The organism is Nocardioides sp. NPDC127503, assembly GCF_040302165.1.
Taxonomy (GTDB): domain Bacteria; phylum Actinomycetota; class Actinomycetes; order Propionibacteriales; family Nocardioidaceae; genus Nocardioides.
The window spans coordinates 1-20070 of sequence record NZ_JBEORH010000007.1 but is presented as its reverse complement, the minus strand read 5'-3'; the positions used below and the strand labels follow the sequence as shown (position 1 = coordinate 20070).

Sequence of the window (20070 nt, the reverse complement as noted above, 5' to 3'; positions counted from 1 at the left end):
CACTTCTCTGGCATTGCATTGCCTGAGAAGTGCAGGGATACCCGGTTAACCGGGTATCCCTGCACCACGTCACCCGACGAAGAACGGCCGGTTGCGCGGCCGGCTCCACAGTGGAGCCAGAGCAGCCGGATCGGCGCCGAGGAGGAGCCAGAGGCCGGTGTCGCGGGCGAGGCCCACGACGTAGGGGCCGGTGGTGGTGGCGGCGAGGGGGGCGATCTCCTCGGGCCGCAGGCCGGAGACGAGGAGGAGCTGGTCGGGGGTGGTGGCGGCGACGGCGGCGACGACACCGGGCCAGCGGAGCGTGGCGGCGGAGAAGGCGATGCCGTTGCGCTCGAGACCCTCGGCCTCGCCGACGGTGCCGTCGCGGGAGGGGTCGATGACGCGGATCGAGGAGCTGCCGGCGAGCCGGGCGACGTCGTCGACGAGCAGGCGGATGTCGGCGAGCACCACCTGACCCCGAGCATGGCCCGGGGTCGGAACAACCCCGCGCAGCGAGCGCCTCACCCGGCGGGCACGGACGGACTCGCCCCAGAACGTACGCGCGCCACGCGCACGACGGACGGGCCAGGACGTGGTCCCGGCACCGTGCTCACCGGCGACGATCCCGCACGTCGTACGCACGGGCACCAGGCTTGCGTAGGTGTGGCCGACGCTGCGGTGGGCGACGTCTAGGCGGGCGAGGTTGGTGGTCATGCTGTTGTGGGTCAGCGGGATGTCGACGGCGGCGGCGCGGCGGCCGGAGGCGCGCATGCGGAGGCAGTACTCGACGGCGTACGCGTGCCAGGCCAGGTCGGGCGACTCCGAGAGCGGCTCGCGCAGGACCTGTGAGCGGGTGACCATGAAGAGCACCTCGTCGAGCGAGTCGACGTCGACCGGGACCGAGGTGGAGCGGCCGAGCGGGACGACCCGGTCGCGCATCGCGCCGACGACCTCGCCGCGGTGGCTGACCCCGACCGCGCCCAGCACCCCGATCGCCGGGTCGGCGAGGAGGGTCGCGGCGGCGGCCTCGAGCGCGGGCAGCGAGTGGAGGTAGACGTCCTGGTGGACGAAGACGACGACCTCGTTGCGTGCCATCCGGGCACCGTGGTTCAGCGCCGCACCGGCGCTCGCGAACGCATTCGAGACGTTGTCGACGGGAATCACCTCGGTCTGCCGCGATGCTCCCGGACCGGCCTTGATCGAGGCCGCCAGGCACGACTCCAGCACCGCCGGGTCGTTGTAGACGCAGACGATGGAGACCGGTGTACGCACCTCACCCATGCCTCACCGCCGCGGTGAGCACGTCGGCGACGTACTCCTGCTGCTCCGGGCTCAGGTGCGGGGACATCGGCAGCGACAGGATCTCGCCCGCCGCCCGCTCCGCGACCGGGAAGGAGCCCTCGCCGAACCCCAGGGAGGCGTACGCAGCAGTCAGATGCACCGGGAACGGATAGTGGATCCCGGTGCCGATGCCAGCCTCCAGCAGCGCCGCGAGCACCCGGTCACGGTGATCGACCCGGACGACATAGAGATGCCAGACGTCGACGTTTCCCGGCGCGGACGACGGCAGCCGAAGACCGGGCACGTCGTCGAGAAGCGCGTGGTAGCGGTCGGCGGCCTGCCGGCGCAGCTCGTTCCACTTCTCCAGACGGGCCAGCTTCGCGGCGAGCACGACGGCCTGGACCGTGTCGAGACGGGAGTTCATCCCGACGACCTCGTGGACGTACTTCGTCTCCGAGCCGTGCGCGGCGAGCAGCCGGACCATCCGCGCGATCTCCGGATCGGAGGTCGTCACCGCGCCCGCGTCACCGGCCGCGCCGAGGTTCTTGCCGGGGTAGAAGCTGGTCGCCGCGACAGTCGCGAGCGAGCCGCCGGGGCGACCGTTCCGGCGGGCGCCCTGCGACTGCGCCGCGTCCTCGATCACCGGGATCCCGGCAGCAGACGCGAGCGGGAGCAGCTGCTCCACGAATGCCGTCTGCCCGAACAGGTGCACCGGCACGATCGCCTGCGTACGTGGCGTGAGCGCTCGCTCGACCGCGGCCGGGTCGATCAACAAATGCGACTCGTCGACGTCCACGGGAACCGGTACGGCACCGATCCGGCTGGCCGCCTCGGCGGTCGCGATGAAGGTGTTGGCGGGCACGATCACCTCGCCACCGGGCCGCACCCCGACGGCCCGCATCGCCAGCTCGAGCGCGTCGGTCCCGTTGCCGACGCCGACGCAGTGGTCGGCACCGACGAAGGCCGCATAGGCGTGCTCGAACGAGGTCACCTCCGGCCCGCCCACGAAGGCGGTGCGCTCGAAGACGCGGTCCAGCCCGAGGCGTACCTCGTCCTCTATCTCCGACTGCTGCGACCCGAGGTCGACGAACGGCACCTTCACCAGATCAGCTCCTGACGTGAATTGAGACGGCGGGCGGGCACTCCGGCCCAGGTCTCCCCGGCGGGCAGGTCGTTGAGCAGGACCGCTCCCATGCCGAGGACGGAGTCGGCTCCGACGGTCGTGCGCTGGCGCACCGAGGAGCTCATCCCGAGGTAGGCGGCCTCACCGATCACGACCTCGCCGCCGAGGGTCACCCCGGCGCAGATGGTCGCGTAGTCGCCGACGATGTCGTCGTGGGTGAGGACCGCGTTGGGCATCGCGACGACATGGCGTCCGACGCGTACGCCGGCGGTCAGCACGACCCCGGCGAGCAGCACGGTCCCGGCCCCGAGCTCGCAGCCCGGAGGCACCGAGGCGGTGGGATGGACGATGGTCGCGTAGCGCTCCGGCGCCACCCCGTAGCCGATCAGCCGGTTGTGGAGGCGTCGGCGCGTCGACCCGGCCCCGGCGCAGATGACCAGGTCGTCACCGCAGTCGGTGGCGACCTCGACCGGCCCGATGACCTTGACCCCGCCGGTCCCGTCGACCGAGCCGATCATCTGGCCCCAGCACTCGCGGTCGTCGTCGACGGCGACGATCTCGTCGTACTCCGCCGCCGCCGCGATCTCTCCGGCGAGCCCGCTGGCCGCGACGAGAACCAGCGTGGTCATCGACGCCCTCCCCAAGAGCCCGTCCGGGAACCCGGAGACGCCGGCCAGCCGCCGCCCATCACGCACGCTCGCTGCGTTGTCGTCGGTCGGCGGCCAACCCCGGGCCGCCTCCCTCCTCCGCCTTGCGATCGCACGCGCTGGACGACGCCTGACTCGGCGCCGGGTCCCCGGACGCGCTCTGCCGGAGTACGTCGATGACCCGCGCCTGCTCCGAGTCCGAGATCTGGTGGAAGAGCGGCAGGATGAGCGTGTTGTCGGTGAGGTGCTCGGTGGCCGGAAGGCTGACGGACGGCGAGGCGTACGCAGGCTGCCGGTGCGACGCCATGATCCCGCGCCGCGCCGAGATCCCGGCCTCGGCCAGGGCGCTCAGCAGCCCCTCCCGGTCCAGTCCGTAGGGGTACCCCACCTCGATCCAGAACGACTGGAAGTTGGAGGTGCCCCAGGCCGGGTCGGCCACGGCCCGCAGCCCGCCGATCTCGGCGACCGACTTCGCGTAGACGGCAGCCAGCTCGCGGCGCCGGGCGACGACCTCGGGCAGCCGATCGAGCTGCACCAGGCCGACGGCGGCCTGCAGATCGGTCATCCGGAAGTTGAAGCCGACCTCGTCGTAGGACTCCGGCGGGGAGACCAGGCTGGCGTGCCGGTCGGCGGCCGAGACGCTCATCGCGTGCTCGCGCAGCTTGCGCGCCCGCTCGGCAAGGTCAGCTCGCGAAGTCGTCAGCATCCCGCCCTCGCCGGTGGTGAGGATCTTGCGCGGGTGGAAGGACCAGGCCGCGATCTCGGCGCCGGCGCCCACGGGACGACCTCGGTAGGTCGACCCGGCACCGCAGGCGGCGTCCTCGATGACCATGATGCCGAGTGGGTCGCAGACCTTCCGGATCGAGTCCAGATCGACCGGCACCCCGCCCTGGTCGACCACGATCACGGCCGTCGTCCGAGGCGTGAGGGCTTCCCGAACGGTCGACGCGGTGAGGTTTCCGGAGACCGGTGAGACGTCCGCGAAGACCGGCCGGGCGCCGACGTAGACCGCCGCGTTGGCGGTCGCGATGAACGAGAAGGACGGGACGACGACGTCGTCACCGGGGCTCACTCCCGCCACGACCAGCGCCAGGTGGAGAGCCGTCGTACAGCTCGAGGTGGCGACCGCGTGAGCAGCCTGCTGCGAGGAAGCGAAGCGGCGCTCGAACTCGGCCACGCGCGGCCCCTGGGCGACCCAGCCGGAGCGGAGCACCTCGGCGACCGCCTCGACCTCCTCCTCGCCCAGCCAGGGCTGCATGACGTTGATTCGGCTCACGACGTACCTCCGCTGAGCTCGCGCCCGGCCGCGATCTCGGAGCGCAGCGGCGCCCACCACTCGACGAGCTGGCGCAGCCCGTCCTCGAGCCCGATCGTCGGAGCCCAGCCCAGGTCGTCGCGGGCCGCGGAGATGGAGGCGAGCCGGCGGGTGACCCCGTTGACCGCGCGCTCCGGACCGTGCTCGACCCCGAGCGGGGAGTCCATCGCCCGTAGCAGCGCCTCGGCCAGCTCCAGCAGCGAGGTCTCGGTGCCGGAGGCGATGTTGTAGACGCCCTCGTTCACCTCGGAGGCGGCCGCCAGGATGTTGGCGCGGGCGATGTCGGGGACGCAGACGAAGTCCATCGTCTGGCGTCCGTCGCCGAAGATCAGCGGCGGCTTGCCGTGGGCGATCCGCTCCATCCACCGCACCAGCACCTCGGTGTAGGCGCCGTGGACGTCCATCCGGGGTCCGTAGACGTTGAAGTAGCGCAGCCCGACGTAGTCGAGCCCGTGCATCGCCCGGAAGGACCGCACCAGCCCCTCGTTGTAGGACTTCGCGGCTCCGTAGAGGGTGTCGTTGTTGTTGTGGTGGTGCCCCTCCGGCGTCGGGAACTCCTCGGCGAGCCCGAAGACCGAGGCCGAGGAGGCGTAGATCAGCTTCGAGACACCCGCGTCGACGGCGGCCTCGACCACGTTGAAGGTGCCGTCGACGAGCACCTCGTTGGCCAGCCGGGGCTCCTCGGCACACAGCGTGATCCGGATGGCGGCCTGGTGGAAGACCAGGTCCTTGCCGGCGGTGAGGTCGCCGACCAGGTCCCGGTCACGGATGTCGCCCTCCACGAGCCGTACGCGACCGGTGGCGAGAGCGTCGTCGAGGTTGGCCTTGCGGCCCCGGATCAGGCTGTCGAGCACGTCGACGTGCGCGACCCCCGCGTCGAGGAGCTGGTCCACGATGGTGGAGGCGATCGTGCCCGCACCTCCGGTGACCAGGACGTTCGCGCCGTTCAGTTTCGTGAGGTCGGGAGAGGTCATCGGATCAGCTCCAGGGTCGGGGTCTCGGCGGCCACCTCGACGAGGGCGCCACGGGCTCGGAGGCTGGTCTGGGCCGCCTCCAGGACGGAGAGGACACGGAGCCCGGCGGCCCCGTCGGTAACCGGTGCACGCCCGCCCCTGATCGCCCCGGCGAACTCGCCGACCATCCGGGAGAGTGCCTCGTACTCGGGCAGCGCCGGCGCCCAGGTGTCGCCCAGCCGGTAGGAGATGGTCGCTGCGGCACGGTCGGCGATGTCCACGCTCTGCTGGACCAGGTCGACGCCGCGGTCGAAGACGCTGAGCCGCTGTTGCGGGTTGAGGTCGTCCCAGACCAACGTACGCCGGCTCCCGCCGATCACCATCTGCCTGATCTTGGTGGGGCTGAGCCAGTTGACGTGGACGTGGGCCATCGCCCCGCCCTCCAGCGGCAGGGTCAGGTAGCCCACGCAGGACTTGCCCGCCCTGAGCGGGTCGGCGCCGTGCGCAGCGACCCCGGTGGGGCGCAGTCCGCCGGGCAGGATGAAGTCGAGGATGGAGAGGTCGTGTGGGGCGAGATCCCAGAAGACATCGACGTCGGGCTGCACCAGCCCGAGGTTGATCCGCACGGAGTCGACGAACAGGATCTCGCCGAGCGACCCGTCCTCGATCAGCTCGCGGATCTTCTGCACGACCGGCGTGTAGCAGTAGGTGTGGTCGGCCATCAGCACGAGATCGTTGGCTCGCGCGGCCTCGACCATGCTCCGTCCGGACTCCACATCGTCGGCCAGCGGCTTCTCGACGAGCACGTGCTTCCCGGCCCGCAGCGCCCGCTCGACGAGATGGCGATGCGTACCCGCCGGCGTCGCGATCGCGACCGCGTCCACGTCATCGCGCGCGAGCACCTCGTCGAGGTCGGTGGTGGCCAGTACGTCCGTGCCGCCGCCGATCACCTCTTGGGCCCGCGCGAGGTCCAGATCGACCACCGCGACCAGCGTCCAGTCCCGTGCGTTCCGGAAGTTGCGGACCAGGTTGGGCCCCCAGTAACCGGCCCCGACCACTGCCACGCCGAGCGGATCCACATCAGTCATGTCGCCCATGAAATCGGCGCGGGCGAGGCTCCGAAGAGCCTCGCCCCACCTATCCCTTCAATTAGGGACCGTTCAGCCGGCCTACGGGGACGCCGGGCGGAACCTCACGTCCACGAAGTAGTTCGTGGAGTTCCAGGATCGGTTCGGGAGCCCCCCTCCGGACCCGTACCGATACCTGCCGTTGGCTCCGCCCGGGGCCGTCAGTGGGCCGACCGTCCGAGACTGGGTGAGGGCGGCGGGCGTCGAGGCGTAGCGCCCGTTGGGCGCGTAGTAGGACACGACGTACGTCGCCCCCGGTGTGAGCGCGACCGGTGTCGGCAACGTGGCCGTCTGCCAGCCGGTCGCGGTCTCGCCGGTGAAGGTCACCTGGGCGATCCGGGTGCCGGCCGAGTTCCACAGCGAGCCGGTGTGGGTGCCGGTGTTGCCGGTGCCCTTGTAGAACCGGATCGCCGTCACCGAGCCGGCCACCGATGTCCTGAAGGCCGTGCCGAGCTCGATCGGCATCAGGTCCAGCGTCGACGCGTTCTGCGGAGTCACCCCGGTGAACAGCGACACCTCGGCCACGACGGCCGGGATCGTGGTGAACGACCACGTCTGCGTGGGCAGGTTCGCCCCGTCGGTCGAGACCACGCCCGAGACCGACACCGACACCGTCGCCCCGGACGGCAGCGCCGCCGACGGGGTGAAGCGCAGCGTACGTCCGTCGGTGCTCAGCGCAGCCGAACCCGCCACCGAGGACCCGTTGGCCGTGACCGACATGTTCCACCCGGTCGCGATCGGTGCCGAGAACGTGATCGACGGGTTCACCGAGGTAGCCACCTCGGTCGTGCCCGGGTCCGGATCCTGCTCGGTGACCGAGATGGTCGGGCCCGCCCGCTCGAAGACGACGTCGGCGAAGTAGTTCGTCGACCCGAACGAGTACTGCGGGAACCCACCCGCGGCGCCGTAGAGATAGCGACCGTTGGTGCCCGCCGGAGCGGTCAGGTCACCCGAGGAGTAGGCGCTCGCGAAGAACTGCGACGTGGTCGCATAGTGCCCCTGCGGAGCCAGGTAGGAGACCATGTACGACACCCCTGCCTGCACCTCGACCGGACTGGACAGCGTTGCCTGCTGCCAGCCGGAGGCGGTCTCACCGGTGAAGGTCACCTGGGCGAGCCGCTGACCGGTCGACGTCCACAGCGACCCGACGTGGGTGCCACCGTTGCCGGCTCCCTTGTAGAACCGGATCGCCGTCACCCGCCCGTCTCGGGTGGGACTGAACAGCGTCCCGACCTCGACCGGAGAGCTGTCGTCCTGGGCCTCGACCGCGGGCACCACGTCACCGAAGAGCGTCTGGCTCGCTGGTGTCTCCGCGGATCTGGTCCGGAACGTCCAGGTCTGCGTGGGCAGACTCGCCCCGTCGGTCGAGGTGACCCCACTGATCGTGACCGTCACGTCCGCGGATGCGGGCAGCGAGGAAGTCGGGTCGAAGGTGAGTGTGGTCCCGGAGTTGCCGAGCGTCGTCGTCCCCGGGATGGGCTGGCCGCCCGAGGTCGCCGACACCGAGTAGCCGGAGCTGATCGCCGAGGAGAACGACGCCACCACGTTGCTCGAGCGCGGCACCTCGACCGCCCCGGGAACCGGGCTGCGCGAGGTCATCGTCAGCGACGGCGCGCCCTTCTCGAAGACGACGTCGACCATGTAGCTCGAAGGCGAGGTCGCCGCCGGGAAGCCCGTGCCATAGGCGTACGCCCCTGCCGTCGAGCTCACCCTCAGTGGCGGCTTCGACAGGTCGGCCGATGCGAAGGCGTTCGGGGTGGCCGAGTAGTAGCCGTTGGTGCGGTAGGAGGCGACGTAGTCGGTGTTCGCCTGGATCTGCACCGGCTCGGTGAAGGTCAGCGTCTGCCAGCCACTGGTCGACTCGCCCGAGAAGGTGCCCTGGGCGAGCACGGCGCCGCTGGCCGACCAGAGGGTGCCGGTGTGCGGGGCGGCGTTGTTGACGCCCTTGTAGAACTTGACCCCGGTGACGGTGCCGGCCACGTCGGCGCGGAACCTGACGCCCAGCGTCAGCTGTGCGTTCTCCGGGTCCTGGAGGACCGTGGGCGTGGCGTCCTCGTCATAGATCGAGCACGGGCAGACTCCTGCCGCGGCCGGCGGCTTGGCCGTACGGAACGACCACGTCTTCCCGGTCGAGATCGCCGTCCCACCGCTGTCCTGCCCCGAGAGCGTGGCGGTGTAGGTGACGAACCCAGCGAGGTTGGCCGACGGGATGAAGGTCACCGTCCTGGTCGTCGAGTCGTAGGCCGTCGACCCGGCCACCACGTTGCCGAGGGAGTCGGTCAGTCGCAGCCCAACGGTCGAGGCGACCACCGGCTTGGTGAACCTGGCGCTCACCGTGGTGTTGCGCGGGACCGAGGAGGAGTCGGCCAGCGGCCACTGGTTGGTGGCGGTCAGCGGCGAGTTGTCCGTGGTCGTGAACAGCACGTCCACGAAGTAGTTGGGGTTCTGGTAGGAGCTCGCCGGGAACTGCCCGGCACCCGCGTAGACCCCTGCCGGAGCGGCACCATAGCCACCCTCGACCTCGAACGGGTACGCCTCGAATCCCTGTGCCGCGAACGCCCATGGCGCCACCGCATAGTGCCCCGCCGGAGCCGTGTAGGAGACGGTGTATCTCGCCCCCGCGGCGACCGCGACCGGCTGGCTGAACGTCGCCGACTGCCAGCCGCCGCTCGACTCGTTGGTGAAGGTGACCTGGGCCAGCCGCTCGCCGCTGCTGCTCCACAGGGAACCCACGTGGGTGCCGGTGTTGCCGGCGCCCTTGAAGAAGCGGACGCCCGCGACGTACCCGTCGGCCTGGGGCGTGAAGCGCAGGCCGAGCTCGGCGGCGCCGCCGTCGTTGGCCGACGGTGTCGCCGGGCTGGTGACGGCGTTCCAGGTCGTCGGCACCTCGCGCTGGCCGAGGATGCTGCACGGGCAGGTGACCGCGAAGCTCCTGGTCACAGCGGTGCCGATGTTGGCGCTGTCATCGACTGCGCGGACCCGGACCGGGGTGCTGCCGACCCCTGGCTGGACGTACGTCACCGACCAGGCGGTCGTGCCGTTCGCCGGGTGCCACGAGGTGCCGTCATCGAGGGAGTACTCGACTCCGGCCACCACGCCACCGCCCGTGTCTGTCGCGGTGCCGGTGAGCGTCACCTTGGTGCCGTTGGGTTGTGTCGAGCCGGCAGCCGGCGACGTGATGGCGACCGACGGACCGGTCGTGTCAGTGGTCTTGGTCGCCGCGACCAGGCCGCTCATCAGCGTCGTCGGCTGGGCGTCCATGTCGGCCAGCAGGTTCACCTGCGCCTGCTGCATCCGGCGGTCGGCGGTCTCGTCGTGATACGGGTTGTCGTGCTCGGAGTCGAGGCCCCAGGTCCATTGGACCGATCCCGCGCCGAAGACGAGCGCGCCGCTGGCGGCCCGATAGAGCGTGAGCGCGTGGGTAGTGGTGCCGTCGCCCGTGGTCCGGCCGAAGTCGGTCATGTACTGGTTGTCGATGAACCCAGTCGTCTCCGACATCCGGATCAGGCCGGGTGGTCGGAACCCGTTGTCCTGGTCCTCGTCGGACTCATAGCCGACAGTGTGTGGCGCCAGCTCGGTCTGGTCAGCGGTCATCCCGGACAGCCCGGTGTTGCGCCACAGCCGCAGCCCACCCTGCGACTTCTTCACGGTCACCGGCAGGTCGGTCAGGTTGGACATGAAGATGGTGCCGGTCAGGGAGTTCTCCGGCTTGCCACCGCCCAGGCTCTTGGGGGTGTAGCGCGGGTCGCGCCAAGTGCCGGTCGACTCCGGGGCCGGGTCGAGCTTGGCCTGCGCCCAGGACTCCTTATAGGTGACCAGGGTCCGGTAGGGCGTGTTGGTGCCGTCCTTCGAGGCCTCGTAGCGGGTCCGCCAGTAGACCTCGTTGCCGCTCAGGAACTGCAGGTTCACACCCGCGTCGCGGGCGGCCTCGACGTTGGCCCGCTGCTGACCGCTCCAGTACTCGTCGTGCCCGACGCTCAAGAAGGTCTCGTGGTTGGTGAGCAGCCCGCCGCGACGGTCGGTGTCGATGCCGGAGATGTAGCTGACGTCGTAGCCGTTGCGCTCCAGGAACCTCACCAGCGGGTATTCGTTGGCGAAGAAGAAGTCGTGGGACGTCCCGCCGGAGCGGGTCGCGAACGGGCGGTTGTAGCTGAGCTTGTAGGCCCGGCCGTTCCCGCCGCCGGTGTAGAAGCTGGACCCGCCGTAGTTGTTGTAGGCCTGCCAGGTGGTGTCGGAGGTCTGGAAGACGACGTCGGAGGTGCTGTCGTCGTCACGGACGATGAAGGTGATGTGGCTCGACTCGTTGGTGTCGGCGCGATCCAGCTTGGCGACGTAGACGCCCGAGACCGCTGTCACCGGCACGTTCCAGGAGGCCGAGACCGCCCAGTTGCCGCAGTCGGTGATCTCGGTGGTGGTGTCGCGATAGCAGTTGGGCTGGTTCTGCGGGAGGCTCGCCGACGGGGTCACCGAGGTGATCCTGCGGGCGCCGTCACCGCCGTAGTAGCCCATCCGGTAGATCGTGACCGTGTACGCCGAGGCATTGGTGTCGACCTTGAAGTCGATCCGGTTGCCGGCGTCGACACTGATGTCGGTGGCAAACCCCTGGATCGAGCTGTCACCGGCGCCGGTGATGCCCCATTCGCTCGAGGGACTCCCCGGTTTGCTGTTCTCACATGCAATCGCATTGCCCTCCGGGCCACATGGGTCGGCACTGGCGCTCGTGGCAGTGACGAGCGATATGACAGGGGTGACAAGAACAACTCCGAGCAACGCGGCCAGTCCCGTTCGCAGCTTCACAGTCGTGCTCCTTCTCGGATCAGGCTCGCGAGCTCTCGTCGCGTAACCAGGTGGTGTAGTCGCCGGTCCGGACAGCTCTGCGGGAGAGCATCCGAGCGACGAGGGTGACTGTCATGAAGACCGGAACCCGAAGTCCGATCGCAGGCTGACGCAGCCCGAGCGTGAGGAGATCCGAGAAAGAGGTGGATCCTTGCCGAGCACCATGGGCGTCGGCTTGGGCATTACCGGTCGCGACGCGGATCCTGCGCCTGACCAGGTCTTTGACCGTACGCGGCGGCCGCACGACCACGGTCGCGTCGGCGACAACCCGGCGCTCGGCGGGCGTGAACAGCTCCGAGGCGACCAGGTCGTCGTTCATGAGGCTCGCGCCGGCAGCGACCCGGGCCTGGCCCTCGACGGTGAGGCAGAAGGCTCCGCGGCCGAACAGGCCGCTGCGTACGGCCGGGAGGGACTGCCACACCCGGTAGTAGGCACGGACCGGCCAGGAGGAGTGCTCGGTCGGGATGCTCCGCCCGGGCGCGACGGCCAGCACCCCGTCCTCGTCGAGCGCGTCGACCAGTCGGAGCAGGTCGGTGCCGGTGAGGCGTACGTCGGCATCGAGGTGCAGCCGCGGATAGATCGTGGCCGCGGCGTTCCCGACCTCGACCGCGCGCGCTTTGGAGGCCTCGGCGATCTCCAGGACGCGTACGCCCGGGACCTTCCGCGCCACCGCGGCGGTGTCGTCGGTGCAGCCGTTGCACACGACCACCACCTCGACGGCCCCGTGAGGGATGCCGTCGAGCAGAGCCGTCAGGTTCTCCGACAGCCCCTTGGCCTCGTTGTGCGCCGGCACCACGACGCTCGCGATCATGACGGTCGCACCCCGTTGGGGACGACGAAATTGATCATGTTGCTGTTGTCGTAGTCCTTGGCGATGACCCGGCCGGGGTTGCCGCAGACGAGGCTGTGGGGCGGTACGTCCTTGGACAGCACGGTGCCGGCGGAGATCGTGCAGCCGTCGCCGACCGTGATCGCGCCGGTGATCACCGCGCCCGGACCGATCCAGACGTCGTCGCCGATCGTGGGCAGACCCTGGTCGCCGTCGGCGATGCGCTGGCCGATGGTGACGTTCTGGTGGAGGACGCAGTTGCTGCCGACCACGGCCGGGCCGACGATGATGCCCGAGCGGTGCATGAGCAGCAGCCCGGGCCCGATGTCGGCGCGCCGGAAGATGTCGGCGTGGTGGACGCGGATGTTGCGCCGGTTCCAGAACCAGTAGACCCCCAGCGCGAGCACGCCGAGCAGGCGGTTGCGGGTGCGCAGCCGGGTCGCCCAGCGTCCGAAGCGGTAGCAGGCGACGCAGTGCAGCTCGTAGTCGAAGAGCCAGAAGCGCAGCCGGGACAGCCAAGACGTACGCGGACCGTCGAGGACGATCGCGTACATCTTGGCCAGGTCGACGTCGAAGTCGCCTGTCACCCGGGCTCCGTCAACTAGCAAGGCTCTCTCGATCCTGGACCGCGGTCTTCCGGCCGACGTACGCCACCAGGTTGGCGACCCCGTCGAGGTTCTCGGGCACGGTCTCGGCCTCGTCGACGGAGATCTCGAACTCCGCCTCGAGGAACTCGATGAGCTCCAGGATCCCGGTCGAATCGATCACGCCCGACTCGACCAGCGACTCCGACGGCCCGGGCAGCCGGGTCTCATCACCCAGCAGCAGGCTGTCGAGGATGAAGCCTTCGATCGTGCGCTGTACGTCCGTCATCACATCTCCCTGTTTGTGAACGGTCTTCGAATGCCCCTTTGTTCTGTCAGCCGAAGCGGGTCGGGAGCCGAAATCGGGCCCGGAGATGCCGACATTGGGTGATAAACCGGCCGATCCCGATGCCCTGCCATACCTGCACGAGCAAACCTTCGGGCACCGTTCGGGATCGATCGAGGAGCGCCATGTGCGGGATCTGTGGGGTGCTGAGCAGCACCGAGGCGCCTGACCCTGCCCTCGTGCGGGACATGCTGGGCGCTCTTGCCCACCGTGGCCCCGACGGCAGCGGCTACTACCGCGACGAGCGGGTCGCGCTCGGCCACACCCGGCTGGCGATCGTGGACACGGCCGGCGGCACCCAGCCGATGACCAGCCGCTCGTGCCGATCCTCAGGCGAGAGCGAGCAGGTCTGGGTCACCTTCAACGGCGAGATCTTCAACCACGTCGAGCTGGCCGCGCAGCTCCGCTCCCGCGGCCACGTCTTCGACACCCGCTCGGACACCGAGGTCATCGTGCACGCCTGGGAGGAGTGGGGGCCGGGCTGCTTCGAGCGGTTCAACGGCCAGTGGGCGCTGGCTATCTGGGACCGCCGGACGGGAACGCTCGTCCTCTCCCGGGACCGCTTCGGCGTCCGCCCGCTCTTCTACACGCGCGCCGCCGGGCAACTGCTCTTCGCCTCCGAGGTCAAGGCGCTGTACGCCTCCCCCGACGTCCCGCGCGAGCTGGACCCGGCCGGGCTGGACCAGGTGCTGACCCTGTGGTCGGCGGTCGCGCCGCGCACCGTCTTCCGCGACATCGCGCAGGTGCCGCCGGGCTCCTACCTTTCCTTCCGCGATGGCGTCGAGCTCGAGCGCCGGTACTGGGCACCCTCGTTCCCGCCGGCAGGGGCCGAGGAGCTCACCGACCTGGAGGCCAACGCCGAGGCGCTGCGTACGACGCTGATGGCCGCCACTCGGCTGCGGTTCGAGCGCAGCGACGTGCCGGTGGCGGCGTACCTCTCTGGCGGGATCGACTCCGCGGTCACGGCCGGGGCAATTGCCGGCTTCACCAGTGCGCCGCTGCACACGTTCTCGCTGCGGTTTGCCGAGGCCGAGTTCGACGAGGGCGGCTTCCAGGCGCTGATGGCCGAGCGGCTCGGCACCGTCCACCACGACGTCGTGGTCAGCGAGCGCGACATCGCCGACGTCTTCCCCCAGGTCGTACGCCACGCCGAGTCGCCGCTGCTGCGGACCGCCCCGGCGCCGATGTTCCTGCTCTCCCGGCTCGTGCGAGAGTCCGGCTTCAAGGTGGTCGTCACTGGCGAGGGCGCCGATGAGGTGCTCGGTGGCTACGACATCTTCCGCGAGGCCAAGATCCGCGATCTGTGGCTGCGGGACCCGGAGGCCGCCGAGGCGGCGGTCGAGCAGCTCTACCCATGGATGCACCGCTCCCCCAACCAGGCGCCGGCGTTCGCGCGCAGCTTCTTCTCCCGCAACCTCTCTCCCGACGACCTGGCGATGTCGCACCGGCCGCGGTGGGACTCCACGGCGGTGCTCGGCTCGATGCTGCGGCCGGAGATCCGGTGGCCCGGCCGTGCGGCCGACGGCGTCGTCGACGCGATGCCCGCCGCGGCCGCCTCGTGGGACCCGGTCGCGCGCGCCCAGTGGCTGGAGATGACGACCCTGCTGCCCGGCTACATCCTGGCCTCCCAGGGCGACCGGATGCTGATGGGCAACTCGGTCGAGGGCCGGTTCCCGTTCCTGGACCCGCACGTCGCCGAGCTCGCCGGCCGCGTCCCCGCCGAGCACAAGATCCTCGGCATGGACGAGAAGCACCTGCTCAAGCGGGCCTTCGCCGACCTGGTGCCCGAGGAGATCCTGCGCCGCCCCAAGCAGCCCTACCGGGCGCCGGACGCGGCCGCGTTCTTCGCCGGCGGCACCCCGGACTGGGTCTTCGACGTCACCTCCGGCTCCGCGCTGGAGGCCGCCGGGGTCTTCCGGCCCGACCTCGTCCAGCGGCTGCTGGAGAAGGCCCGGCGCACGGGCGGCCGGGGTCTCGGAAACACCGACAACATGCGCCTGGTCGCCGTCCTGTCGACCCAGCTGCTGCACAGCGAGCTGCTCACCGCACCCATCGCATCGGCCTCACCGCCAACGCCACTCACCGTCTTCGACCAGATTCTCGGGACCACCAGCCTCGAGCCCACCGGAAGGACCCCAGCATGACGACCATCATGACCGCGAACAGCCAGAACGCAGCGTACGGACTGGAGACGCTCCGTATCGACGAGGAGGCGGAGGCGACCCGGATCGGCGACGCGATCCGCCGCTACCTGGTGGCCAACAAGCGCAAGGGCATCGTGCTCGGGGTCTCCGGCGGGATCGACTCCAGCGTGGTCGCCGCGCTGGCGGTCAAGGCGCTCGGCCCGGAGCGGGTCTTCGCGCTGCACATGCCCGAGCAGGAGTCCTCCGAGGACACGATCGGGTTCAGTACGAAGCTGACCGACGCCCTCGGGATCGACTCGGCGCTCGAGGACATCTCGCCGGTGCTGGTCGGCCTCGGTGCGTACCAGCGTCGCGACGACGCGATCCGGCGGGTGGTGCCGGCGTACGGGCAGGGGTGGAAGTCGAAGATCGTGCTGCCCAGCGTGGTCGACTCCGACGCGTTCCGGCTCTTCTCAGTGGTCGTCGAGGACCCCTCCGGCACCCAGAGCACGCACCGGCTGACGACCGAGGCCTACCTCGAGATCGTGGCCGCGACGAACTTCAAGCAGCGTGCCCGCAAGGCGCTGGAGTACTTCCACGCCGACCGGCTCAACTACGCCGTCGCCGGCACCCCGAACCGGCTCGAGTACGACCAGGGCTTCTTCGTGAAGCTCGGCGACGGTGCCGCCGACGTGAAGCCGATCGCGCACCTCTACAAGTCGCAGGTCTACGCGATGGCCGCCCACCTCGGCGTGCCCGAGGAGATCCAGGCCCGCCCCTCGACCACAGACACCTACTCGCTGGAGCAGTCGCAGGAGGAGTTCTACTTCTCGCTGCCCTACCAGCGGATGGACCTGTGCCTCTACGGGCTCAACCACGGCGTACCGACCGCCGAGGTCGCCGAGGCCACCGGGCTCACCGTCGAGCAGGTCGAACGCGTCTACCGCGACATCGAGCAGAAGCGGCGTACCACCGCCTACTTCCATGCCGCCCCGATGCTCGTCGAGGACGTCGCCGAGATCGCCAGTCCTAGGTAGATCTTTGAGGCTGCGGCTCGCCGTGCGGTGACCGGAACAGGGTGGATGGAGACATGTCCCATCCAGAACCCAGGAGGTTCCATGTCCGATCCATCACCAGAACCCGGCGAGATCGTAGACCTGTCACTCGGTCTCTCCGACACCGAAGCCAAGCCGATGATCGACGCACTCGAGATCGAGATCGACGAGGCCGTCACCGCTATCAACATCTTCGACGAGGACACCGAGGACGGCGAGGCTGCGGAGACCGCAGGCACCGACGCGATGATCCCTGCCGAGGATCTTCCGGAGGACCTGATCTATGAGTGAGATGCTCACCCTCAACGGCAAGTCGATCGACTGGAACAACCCCCCGAAGCAGACCGATCTGGCGCTGTGGTCGCGAACGACCTCGAGCGGCAAGCAGGTCAAGGGGTCGGCTCGGACCATCGCGCACCTGTGCGCGATCGACACCGCTGCGCAGAAGAAGTTCGGCACCAGGATCGTCATCATCCAGGCGCCGTTCAACGACACCGTCAAGGCGTCCGCGGGCACCCATGACCACGACGCGTGCACCGACCTGCACATCCCGGGCGTGAACTGGAGGACCCAGGAGAAGTGGCTACGGGCGCTCGGGTACGCCTGCTGGTACCGGTTCCCGCCGGCCTTCGGCCACCACATCCACGGGTTCACGCTTCCGCCGCAGTCCGGAATCGTCCGGACCGACGACTTCCGCGACCTCGGGGTCAGGGTCGGGAAGTACGTCGACGGGGGCTCGGCTCTCTTCGGCTTCCAGGCCACGAGCTCGCAGCTCGAGGACTACCTGCACCACGCGTTCGGTCTCAAGGGCCAGCACGGCGCGAACACCGACAAGGCCTGGCACCCCGCCGACATCAGGGCCACGATCTTCGACTACGCGGCGTACGCGAGGTCGAGGGCCAAGCCCGTGTGGAAGCCGAAGAACACCAAGTCGAACCTGGCGATCGTCCAGCAGCAGTTCCAGATCGCCGCGGGACTCCGCAAGGGCAAGCGGATCCGCACCAACGGGGTGGGGTGGATCCAGAACGCGCTCAACGCCAAGGCCGACGCGAACCTCGTGGTCAACGGCATCGTGGACGACGCCACCCTCGCCACCTGGAAGAAGTTCGAGCTCAAGACTGGCGGCACCGGGGCGAAGTCGACCCCGGATCCCAGGAGCCTCAAGAAGCTCCAGATCGCGTTCCGGTTCGTCGGGCCCGAGGCGCACCTGCCTGGCGGCTGAGCAGGGTTGAATATCAAGATTCATTGATATAACGTCGCAGGCATGAGCACACCACCCTTCATTCCTGCCGACCACCTCGGCGCCGTGAACCGCGCCCTGACCACCACGACCCGCGGCGGCGAGGAGCTGCGCGTGCTCGTCGTCGAGCGCAGCTACGACGCCGAGCCCGACGAGGTCTGGGACGCACTGACGACCAAGGAGCGCATCCCGCGCTGGCTGATGCCGGTCACCGGCGACTTCGAGGTCGGCGGCCGCTACCAGCTCGAGGGCAACGCCGGCGGCGAGATCCTCGCCTGCGACCGCCCGAAGCTGCTCTCGATCACCTGGGCCTACGGCGACATGATGTCCTGGGTCGACGCAACCCTGACCGCCTCCAGCGGCCGTACGCTGCTCCGCCTCGAGCACTCCGCCCCGGTCCCGCCGGAGCAGTGGAAGGAGTTCGGCCCCAGCGCAGTCGGCATCGGCTGGGAGCAGATGCTGCTCGGCCTGGCCCTCCACCTCTCCGCCCCCGAGGCCGAGAAGATGGACCCGATGTCCCCCGACGCGCTGCCCGCGATGATCGAGCACACCAAGGGCTCCGCCGCCGCCTGGGTCGAGGCCGACATCGCCTTCGGCACCTCCCCCGACCAGGCCCGGGCCGCCGGCGAGCGCTGCGTCGCCGCTTACACCGCGATGCCGGACTAGCCGCTTGCACGCCTTCGACGTCCTCGGCGATCCCGTACGCCGCCGCATCCTCGAGCTCCTGGCGTCCGACGACCTCACTTCCGGCGAGATCGTCGAGACCATCTCGGCCGAGTTCGGCATCCGCCAGCCCGCCGTCTCCATGCAGCTCAAGGTCCTGCGCGAGCACGGCTTCGCCAACGTACGTCCCGACGGCACCCGCCGCATCTACTCCCTCGACACCGGCCCGATGGCCGAGGTCGACGCCTGGCTCACACCGTTCCGTCGCTTCTGGACGCAGCACCTGGACGCTCTCGACACGGAGATTCGGCGGGGGCGTCGGAAGGGTTCTTCGGGGGACTGAGCCGATTTCGGGCACGGAAGGCTCGTGGAGGTGGCCGTGGCTTCGTCTCGGTGTTTCGCCGCCGACCCTTGGTTTGATTGTTTCTCGATCACGCACCGCGTCAAGGACGGCCTTCGGCCGCCGGCTTCGCCGGTCGCCTCCGGCGATCCTTGACCCGGCACCCGATCGAGAAAGATTTGGCCTGTATCGGGTCGGCGGCGAGGGTGTGGTGCAGCGGTTTCAGTTGGGTACGGGTTTGGGGCTGTGGCTGGTCGTGCGCGGACAGTCCGGTGCCTCGTGGGTGCCTACGACAGTGGGCGGGACCTTGTGAACCATTCACAAGCGGGCCGTCGCGGTGGCTGGGCCCGGTTCGGTGCCTGGTAGGTCATGAGTTCACCACTGATCCGAAGACTTCCCCACGGGCGTGGAGGTTCCCCACCCTCCGGGGCGTGGGGAACCTCCGCCGCCGTGGGGAAGTGTCCCCACCAGCCGGGAAACGGCCAGTGTGGAGTCGAGGGAGTTGGCCGAAACGCTCGTTGGGCACCGGGACAGACGGCTTCAGCAAGACCGAGACCGGTCAGCGACGGTGTCATCAGGGCTAGCGTGCAGGCCTGGTGGAGTGATTTCTCGCCCAGCTGGTTAGGGGCGGCGGGTGAATCGGATCGTTCCATCCGGTAGCCGCTCATGGGTGTAGGCGGAGTTGTGCGCTAAGCGGTGATGGTGGGGGCAGAGCAGGGCGCCGTCTTTGAGGTTGGTCTTGCCGCCGGCAGCCCACGGTTCTAGATGGTGGGCGTCGCACCACTCCGGCGGCATGTCACAGCCCTCGGCTTGGCAGCACTTCTGCTGCAACCGCATCGCCTTGCGCTGGATCGGCTGGAAGAACCTGCTGCCGCGGCCGGCGTCGAGGACCTCGCTGTCTCCGCCCAACACCCAGGGGATGATGGTGGCGTTGCACGCCATCCGGCGGGCCTCGGCCGCCGAGATCGTGGTGCCGTTGGTCTCGTCATAGCCCAGGGTCGCGATGCCGAGGTCCTTGCGGAGCTCCTCGAGGGAGATGACCACGTTGATGGTGGTGGCGTCGCCACCGTGGCGGGGCAGCGCGGCGGGGTCGACGGTCTCGAGGAGCCGGGCGAAGCCCTGGCCCATGAGTCGCTCCCACGGCGGCAGGGGCGCGCCCTTGGCAACCAACTGCTGTTTGCGGGGTTGGGCGTAGGCCTCGACCAGCCGCTTGAACCTCATCCCCATCGAGGTCGGCAGGACGCCGTCGAACCCGACGGTGCCGTCGTGGTTGTCCCACACCCGCAACGCGGTCTTCTGCTGGGCCCGCTCTTCCTCAGCCAATAGCGCCTTCGCCTCGGCATCCTCGAACCGGACCGGATCGACCTCGACCAGGATTCGTTTGCCGACGATGCGCAGTTCGTTGGCGGTCAGCCTGGTGGCGTAGTCGACCAGCAGCTTCTCGGCCAACACCAGGTCTTCAGCACTCGCGATCGGGTTGGTCTCGATCTTGTCGAGCGCTTTGGTGATCACCCGGGCTTTGTCCTGGGACACGACACCCTCAGCCAGGCCGGCAGCGACAAGGTCGTACTTCGCGACACTGGTCGCGAGTTTGATCTGCGAGCGGGCGGGGCCCTTGTCGACCAATAG

General features: G+C 69.5%; 17 protein-coding genes. 6 read left to right on the top strand and 11 right to left on the bottom strand.

The genetic code is table 11. The features are described 5' to 3' along the window. Positions 1-69: 69 nt before the first annotated feature. The 10 genes from ABTW65_RS16670 to ABTW65_RS16625 all read right to left on the bottom strand — a co-directional run bounded on the left by ABTW65_RS16670 (position 70) and on the right by ABTW65_RS16625 (position 12963). Positions 70-1260, bottom strand: coding sequence for a glycosyltransferase (locus ABTW65_RS16670; RefSeq protein ID WP_350661976.1), 1191 nt, complete (start codon positions 1258-1260; stop codon positions 70-72). Beyond that, on the bottom strand, positions 1253-2362 hold the full coding sequence (locus ABTW65_RS16665) for a DegT/DnrJ/EryC1/StrS family aminotransferase (protein ID WP_350661974.1): 1110 nt from the start codon (positions 2360-2362) through the stop codon (positions 1253-1255). Before ABTW65_RS16665 ends, ABTW65_RS16670 begins: the two co-directional genes overlap by 8 nt. Beyond that, positions 2359-3012 carry an LbetaH domain-containing protein gene (locus tag ABTW65_RS16660; protein WP_350661972.1) on the bottom strand — a complete coding sequence of 218 codons (654 nt, stop codon included), beginning with the start codon at positions 3010-3012 and terminating at the stop codon, positions 2359-2361. Before ABTW65_RS16660 ends, ABTW65_RS16665 begins: the two co-directional genes overlap by 4 nt. 58 nt (positions 3013-3070) lie before the next feature. After that, positions 3071-4306: a DegT/DnrJ/EryC1/StrS family aminotransferase gene (locus ABTW65_RS16655; protein WP_350661970.1), complete on the bottom strand. Its 1236-nt coding sequence runs from the start codon at positions 4304-4306 to the stop codon at positions 3071-3073. Next, positions 4303-5319 carry an NAD-dependent epimerase/dehydratase family protein gene (locus ABTW65_RS16650; protein ID WP_350661968.1) on the bottom strand — a complete coding sequence of 339 codons (1017 nt, stop codon included), beginning with the start codon at positions 5317-5319 and terminating at the stop codon, positions 4303-4305. Before ABTW65_RS16650 ends, ABTW65_RS16655 begins: the two co-directional genes overlap by 4 nt. Further along, on the bottom strand, positions 5316-6386 hold the full coding sequence (locus tag ABTW65_RS16645; protein ID WP_350661966.1) for a Gfo/Idh/MocA family protein: 1071 nt from the start codon (positions 6384-6386) through the stop codon (positions 5316-5318). Before ABTW65_RS16645 ends, ABTW65_RS16650 begins: the two co-directional genes overlap by 4 nt. 81 nt (positions 6387-6467) lie before the next feature. Continuing rightward, complete coding sequence (locus tag ABTW65_RS16640; protein WP_350661964.1) at positions 6468-11222, bottom strand: DUF4082 domain-containing protein; 4755 nt, start codon at positions 11220-11222, stop codon at positions 6468-6470. Positions 11223-11241: 19 nt separating this feature from the next. Then, positions 11242-12072 (bottom strand): glycosyltransferase family 2 protein, encoded by an 831-nt coding sequence (locus tag ABTW65_RS16635; RefSeq protein ID WP_350661962.1) that lies wholly within the window; start codon positions 12070-12072, stop codon positions 11242-11244. Continuing rightward, on the bottom strand, positions 12069-12677 hold the full coding sequence (locus tag ABTW65_RS16630) for a serine O-acetyltransferase (RefSeq protein ID WP_350661960.1): 609 nt from the start codon (positions 12675-12677) through the stop codon (positions 12069-12071). Before ABTW65_RS16630 ends, ABTW65_RS16635 begins: the two co-directional genes overlap by 4 nt. A gap of 10 nt (positions 12678-12687) precedes the next feature. After that, entirely contained in the window at positions 12688-12963 is a 276-nt protein-coding gene (locus ABTW65_RS16625; protein WP_350661958.1) for an acyl carrier protein, read from the bottom strand. Between the two features lie 182 nt (positions 12964-13145). Here ABTW65_RS16625 and asnB point away from each other — a divergent pair, with 182 nt between their 5' ends. The 6 genes from asnB to ABTW65_RS16595 all read left to right on the top strand — a co-directional run bounded on the left by asnB (position 13146) and on the right by ABTW65_RS16595 (position 18444). Further along, complete coding sequence (asnB, locus tag ABTW65_RS16620) at positions 13146-15164, top strand: asparagine synthase (glutamine-hydrolyzing) (protein WP_350661955.1); 2019 nt, start codon at positions 13146-13148, stop codon at positions 15162-15164. After that, on the top strand, positions 15161-16180 hold the full coding sequence (nadE, locus tag ABTW65_RS16615) for an NAD(+) synthase (RefSeq protein ID WP_350661953.1): 1020 nt from the start codon (positions 15161-15163) through the stop codon (positions 16178-16180). The genes asnB and nadE overlap by 4 nt, the downstream gene beginning before the upstream one ends. Before the next feature lie 81 nt (positions 16181-16261). After that, entirely contained in the window at positions 16262-16489 is a 228-nt protein-coding gene (locus tag ABTW65_RS16610; RefSeq protein WP_350661951.1) for a hypothetical protein, read from the top strand. Beyond that, positions 16482-17420: a hypothetical protein gene (locus ABTW65_RS16605; protein ID WP_350661949.1), complete on the top strand. Its 939-nt coding sequence runs from the start codon at positions 16482-16484 to the stop codon at positions 17418-17420. Before ABTW65_RS16610 ends, ABTW65_RS16605 begins: the two co-directional genes overlap by 8 nt. Before the next feature lie 42 nt (positions 17421-17462). Continuing rightward, positions 17463-18104, top strand: coding sequence for an SRPBCC family protein (locus ABTW65_RS16600; RefSeq protein WP_350661947.1), 642 nt, complete (start codon positions 17463-17465; stop codon positions 18102-18104). A 4-nt stretch (positions 18105-18108) separates the two neighbouring features. After that, positions 18109-18444, top strand: coding sequence for an ArsR/SmtB family transcription factor (locus tag ABTW65_RS16595; RefSeq protein ID WP_350661945.1), 336 nt, complete (start codon positions 18109-18111; stop codon positions 18442-18444). A 618-nt stretch (positions 18445-19062) separates the two neighbouring features. Here ABTW65_RS16595 and ABTW65_RS16590 read toward each other — a convergent pair. Continuing rightward, positions 19063-20070 (bottom strand): HNH endonuclease signature motif containing protein (locus ABTW65_RS16590; protein WP_350661943.1); only part of this gene is annotated, 1008 nt, incomplete at its 5' end.

Excerpts from the sequence above, each read along its gene's own strand:
- ABTW65_RS16670 (WP_350661976.1), bottom strand. The coding sequence starts at position 1,260 with ATGGGTGAGGTGCGTACACCGGTCTCCATCGTCTGCGTCTACAACGAC.
- ABTW65_RS16600 (WP_350661947.1), top strand. The coding sequence starts at position 17,463 with ATGAGCACACCACCCTTCATTCCTGCCGACCACCTCGGCGCCGTGAAC.
- ABTW65_RS16625 (WP_350661958.1), bottom strand. The coding sequence starts at position 12,963 with ATGACGGACGTACAGCGCACGATCGAAGGCTTCATCCTCGACAGCCTG.
- ABTW65_RS16650 (WP_350661968.1), bottom strand. The coding sequence starts at position 5,319 with ATGACCTCTCCCGACCTCACGAAACTGAACGGCGCGAACGTCCTGGTC.
- ABTW65_RS16610 (WP_350661951.1), top strand. The coding sequence starts at position 16,262 with ATGTCCGATCCATCACCAGAACCCGGCGAGATCGTAGACCTGTCACTC.
- ABTW65_RS16645 (WP_350661966.1), bottom strand. The coding sequence starts at position 6,386 with ATGACTGATGTGGATCCGCTCGGCGTGGCAGTGGTCGGGGCCGGTTAC.
- asnB (WP_350661955.1), top strand. The coding sequence starts at position 13,146 with ATGTGCGGGATCTGTGGGGTGCTGAGCAGCACCGAGGCGCCTGACCCT.
- ABTW65_RS16660 (WP_350661972.1), bottom strand. The coding sequence starts at position 3,012 with ATGACCACGCTGGTTCTCGTCGCGGCCAGCGGGCTCGCCGGAGAGATC.
- nadE (WP_350661953.1), top strand. The coding sequence starts at position 15,161 with ATGACGACCATCATGACCGCGAACAGCCAGAACGCAGCGTACGGACTG.
- ABTW65_RS16605 (WP_350661949.1), top strand. The coding sequence starts at position 16,482 with ATGAGTGAGATGCTCACCCTCAACGGCAAGTCGATCGACTGGAACAAC.
- ABTW65_RS16635 (WP_350661962.1), bottom strand. The coding sequence starts at position 12,072 with ATGATCGCGAGCGTCGTGGTGCCGGCGCACAACGAGGCCAAGGGGCTG.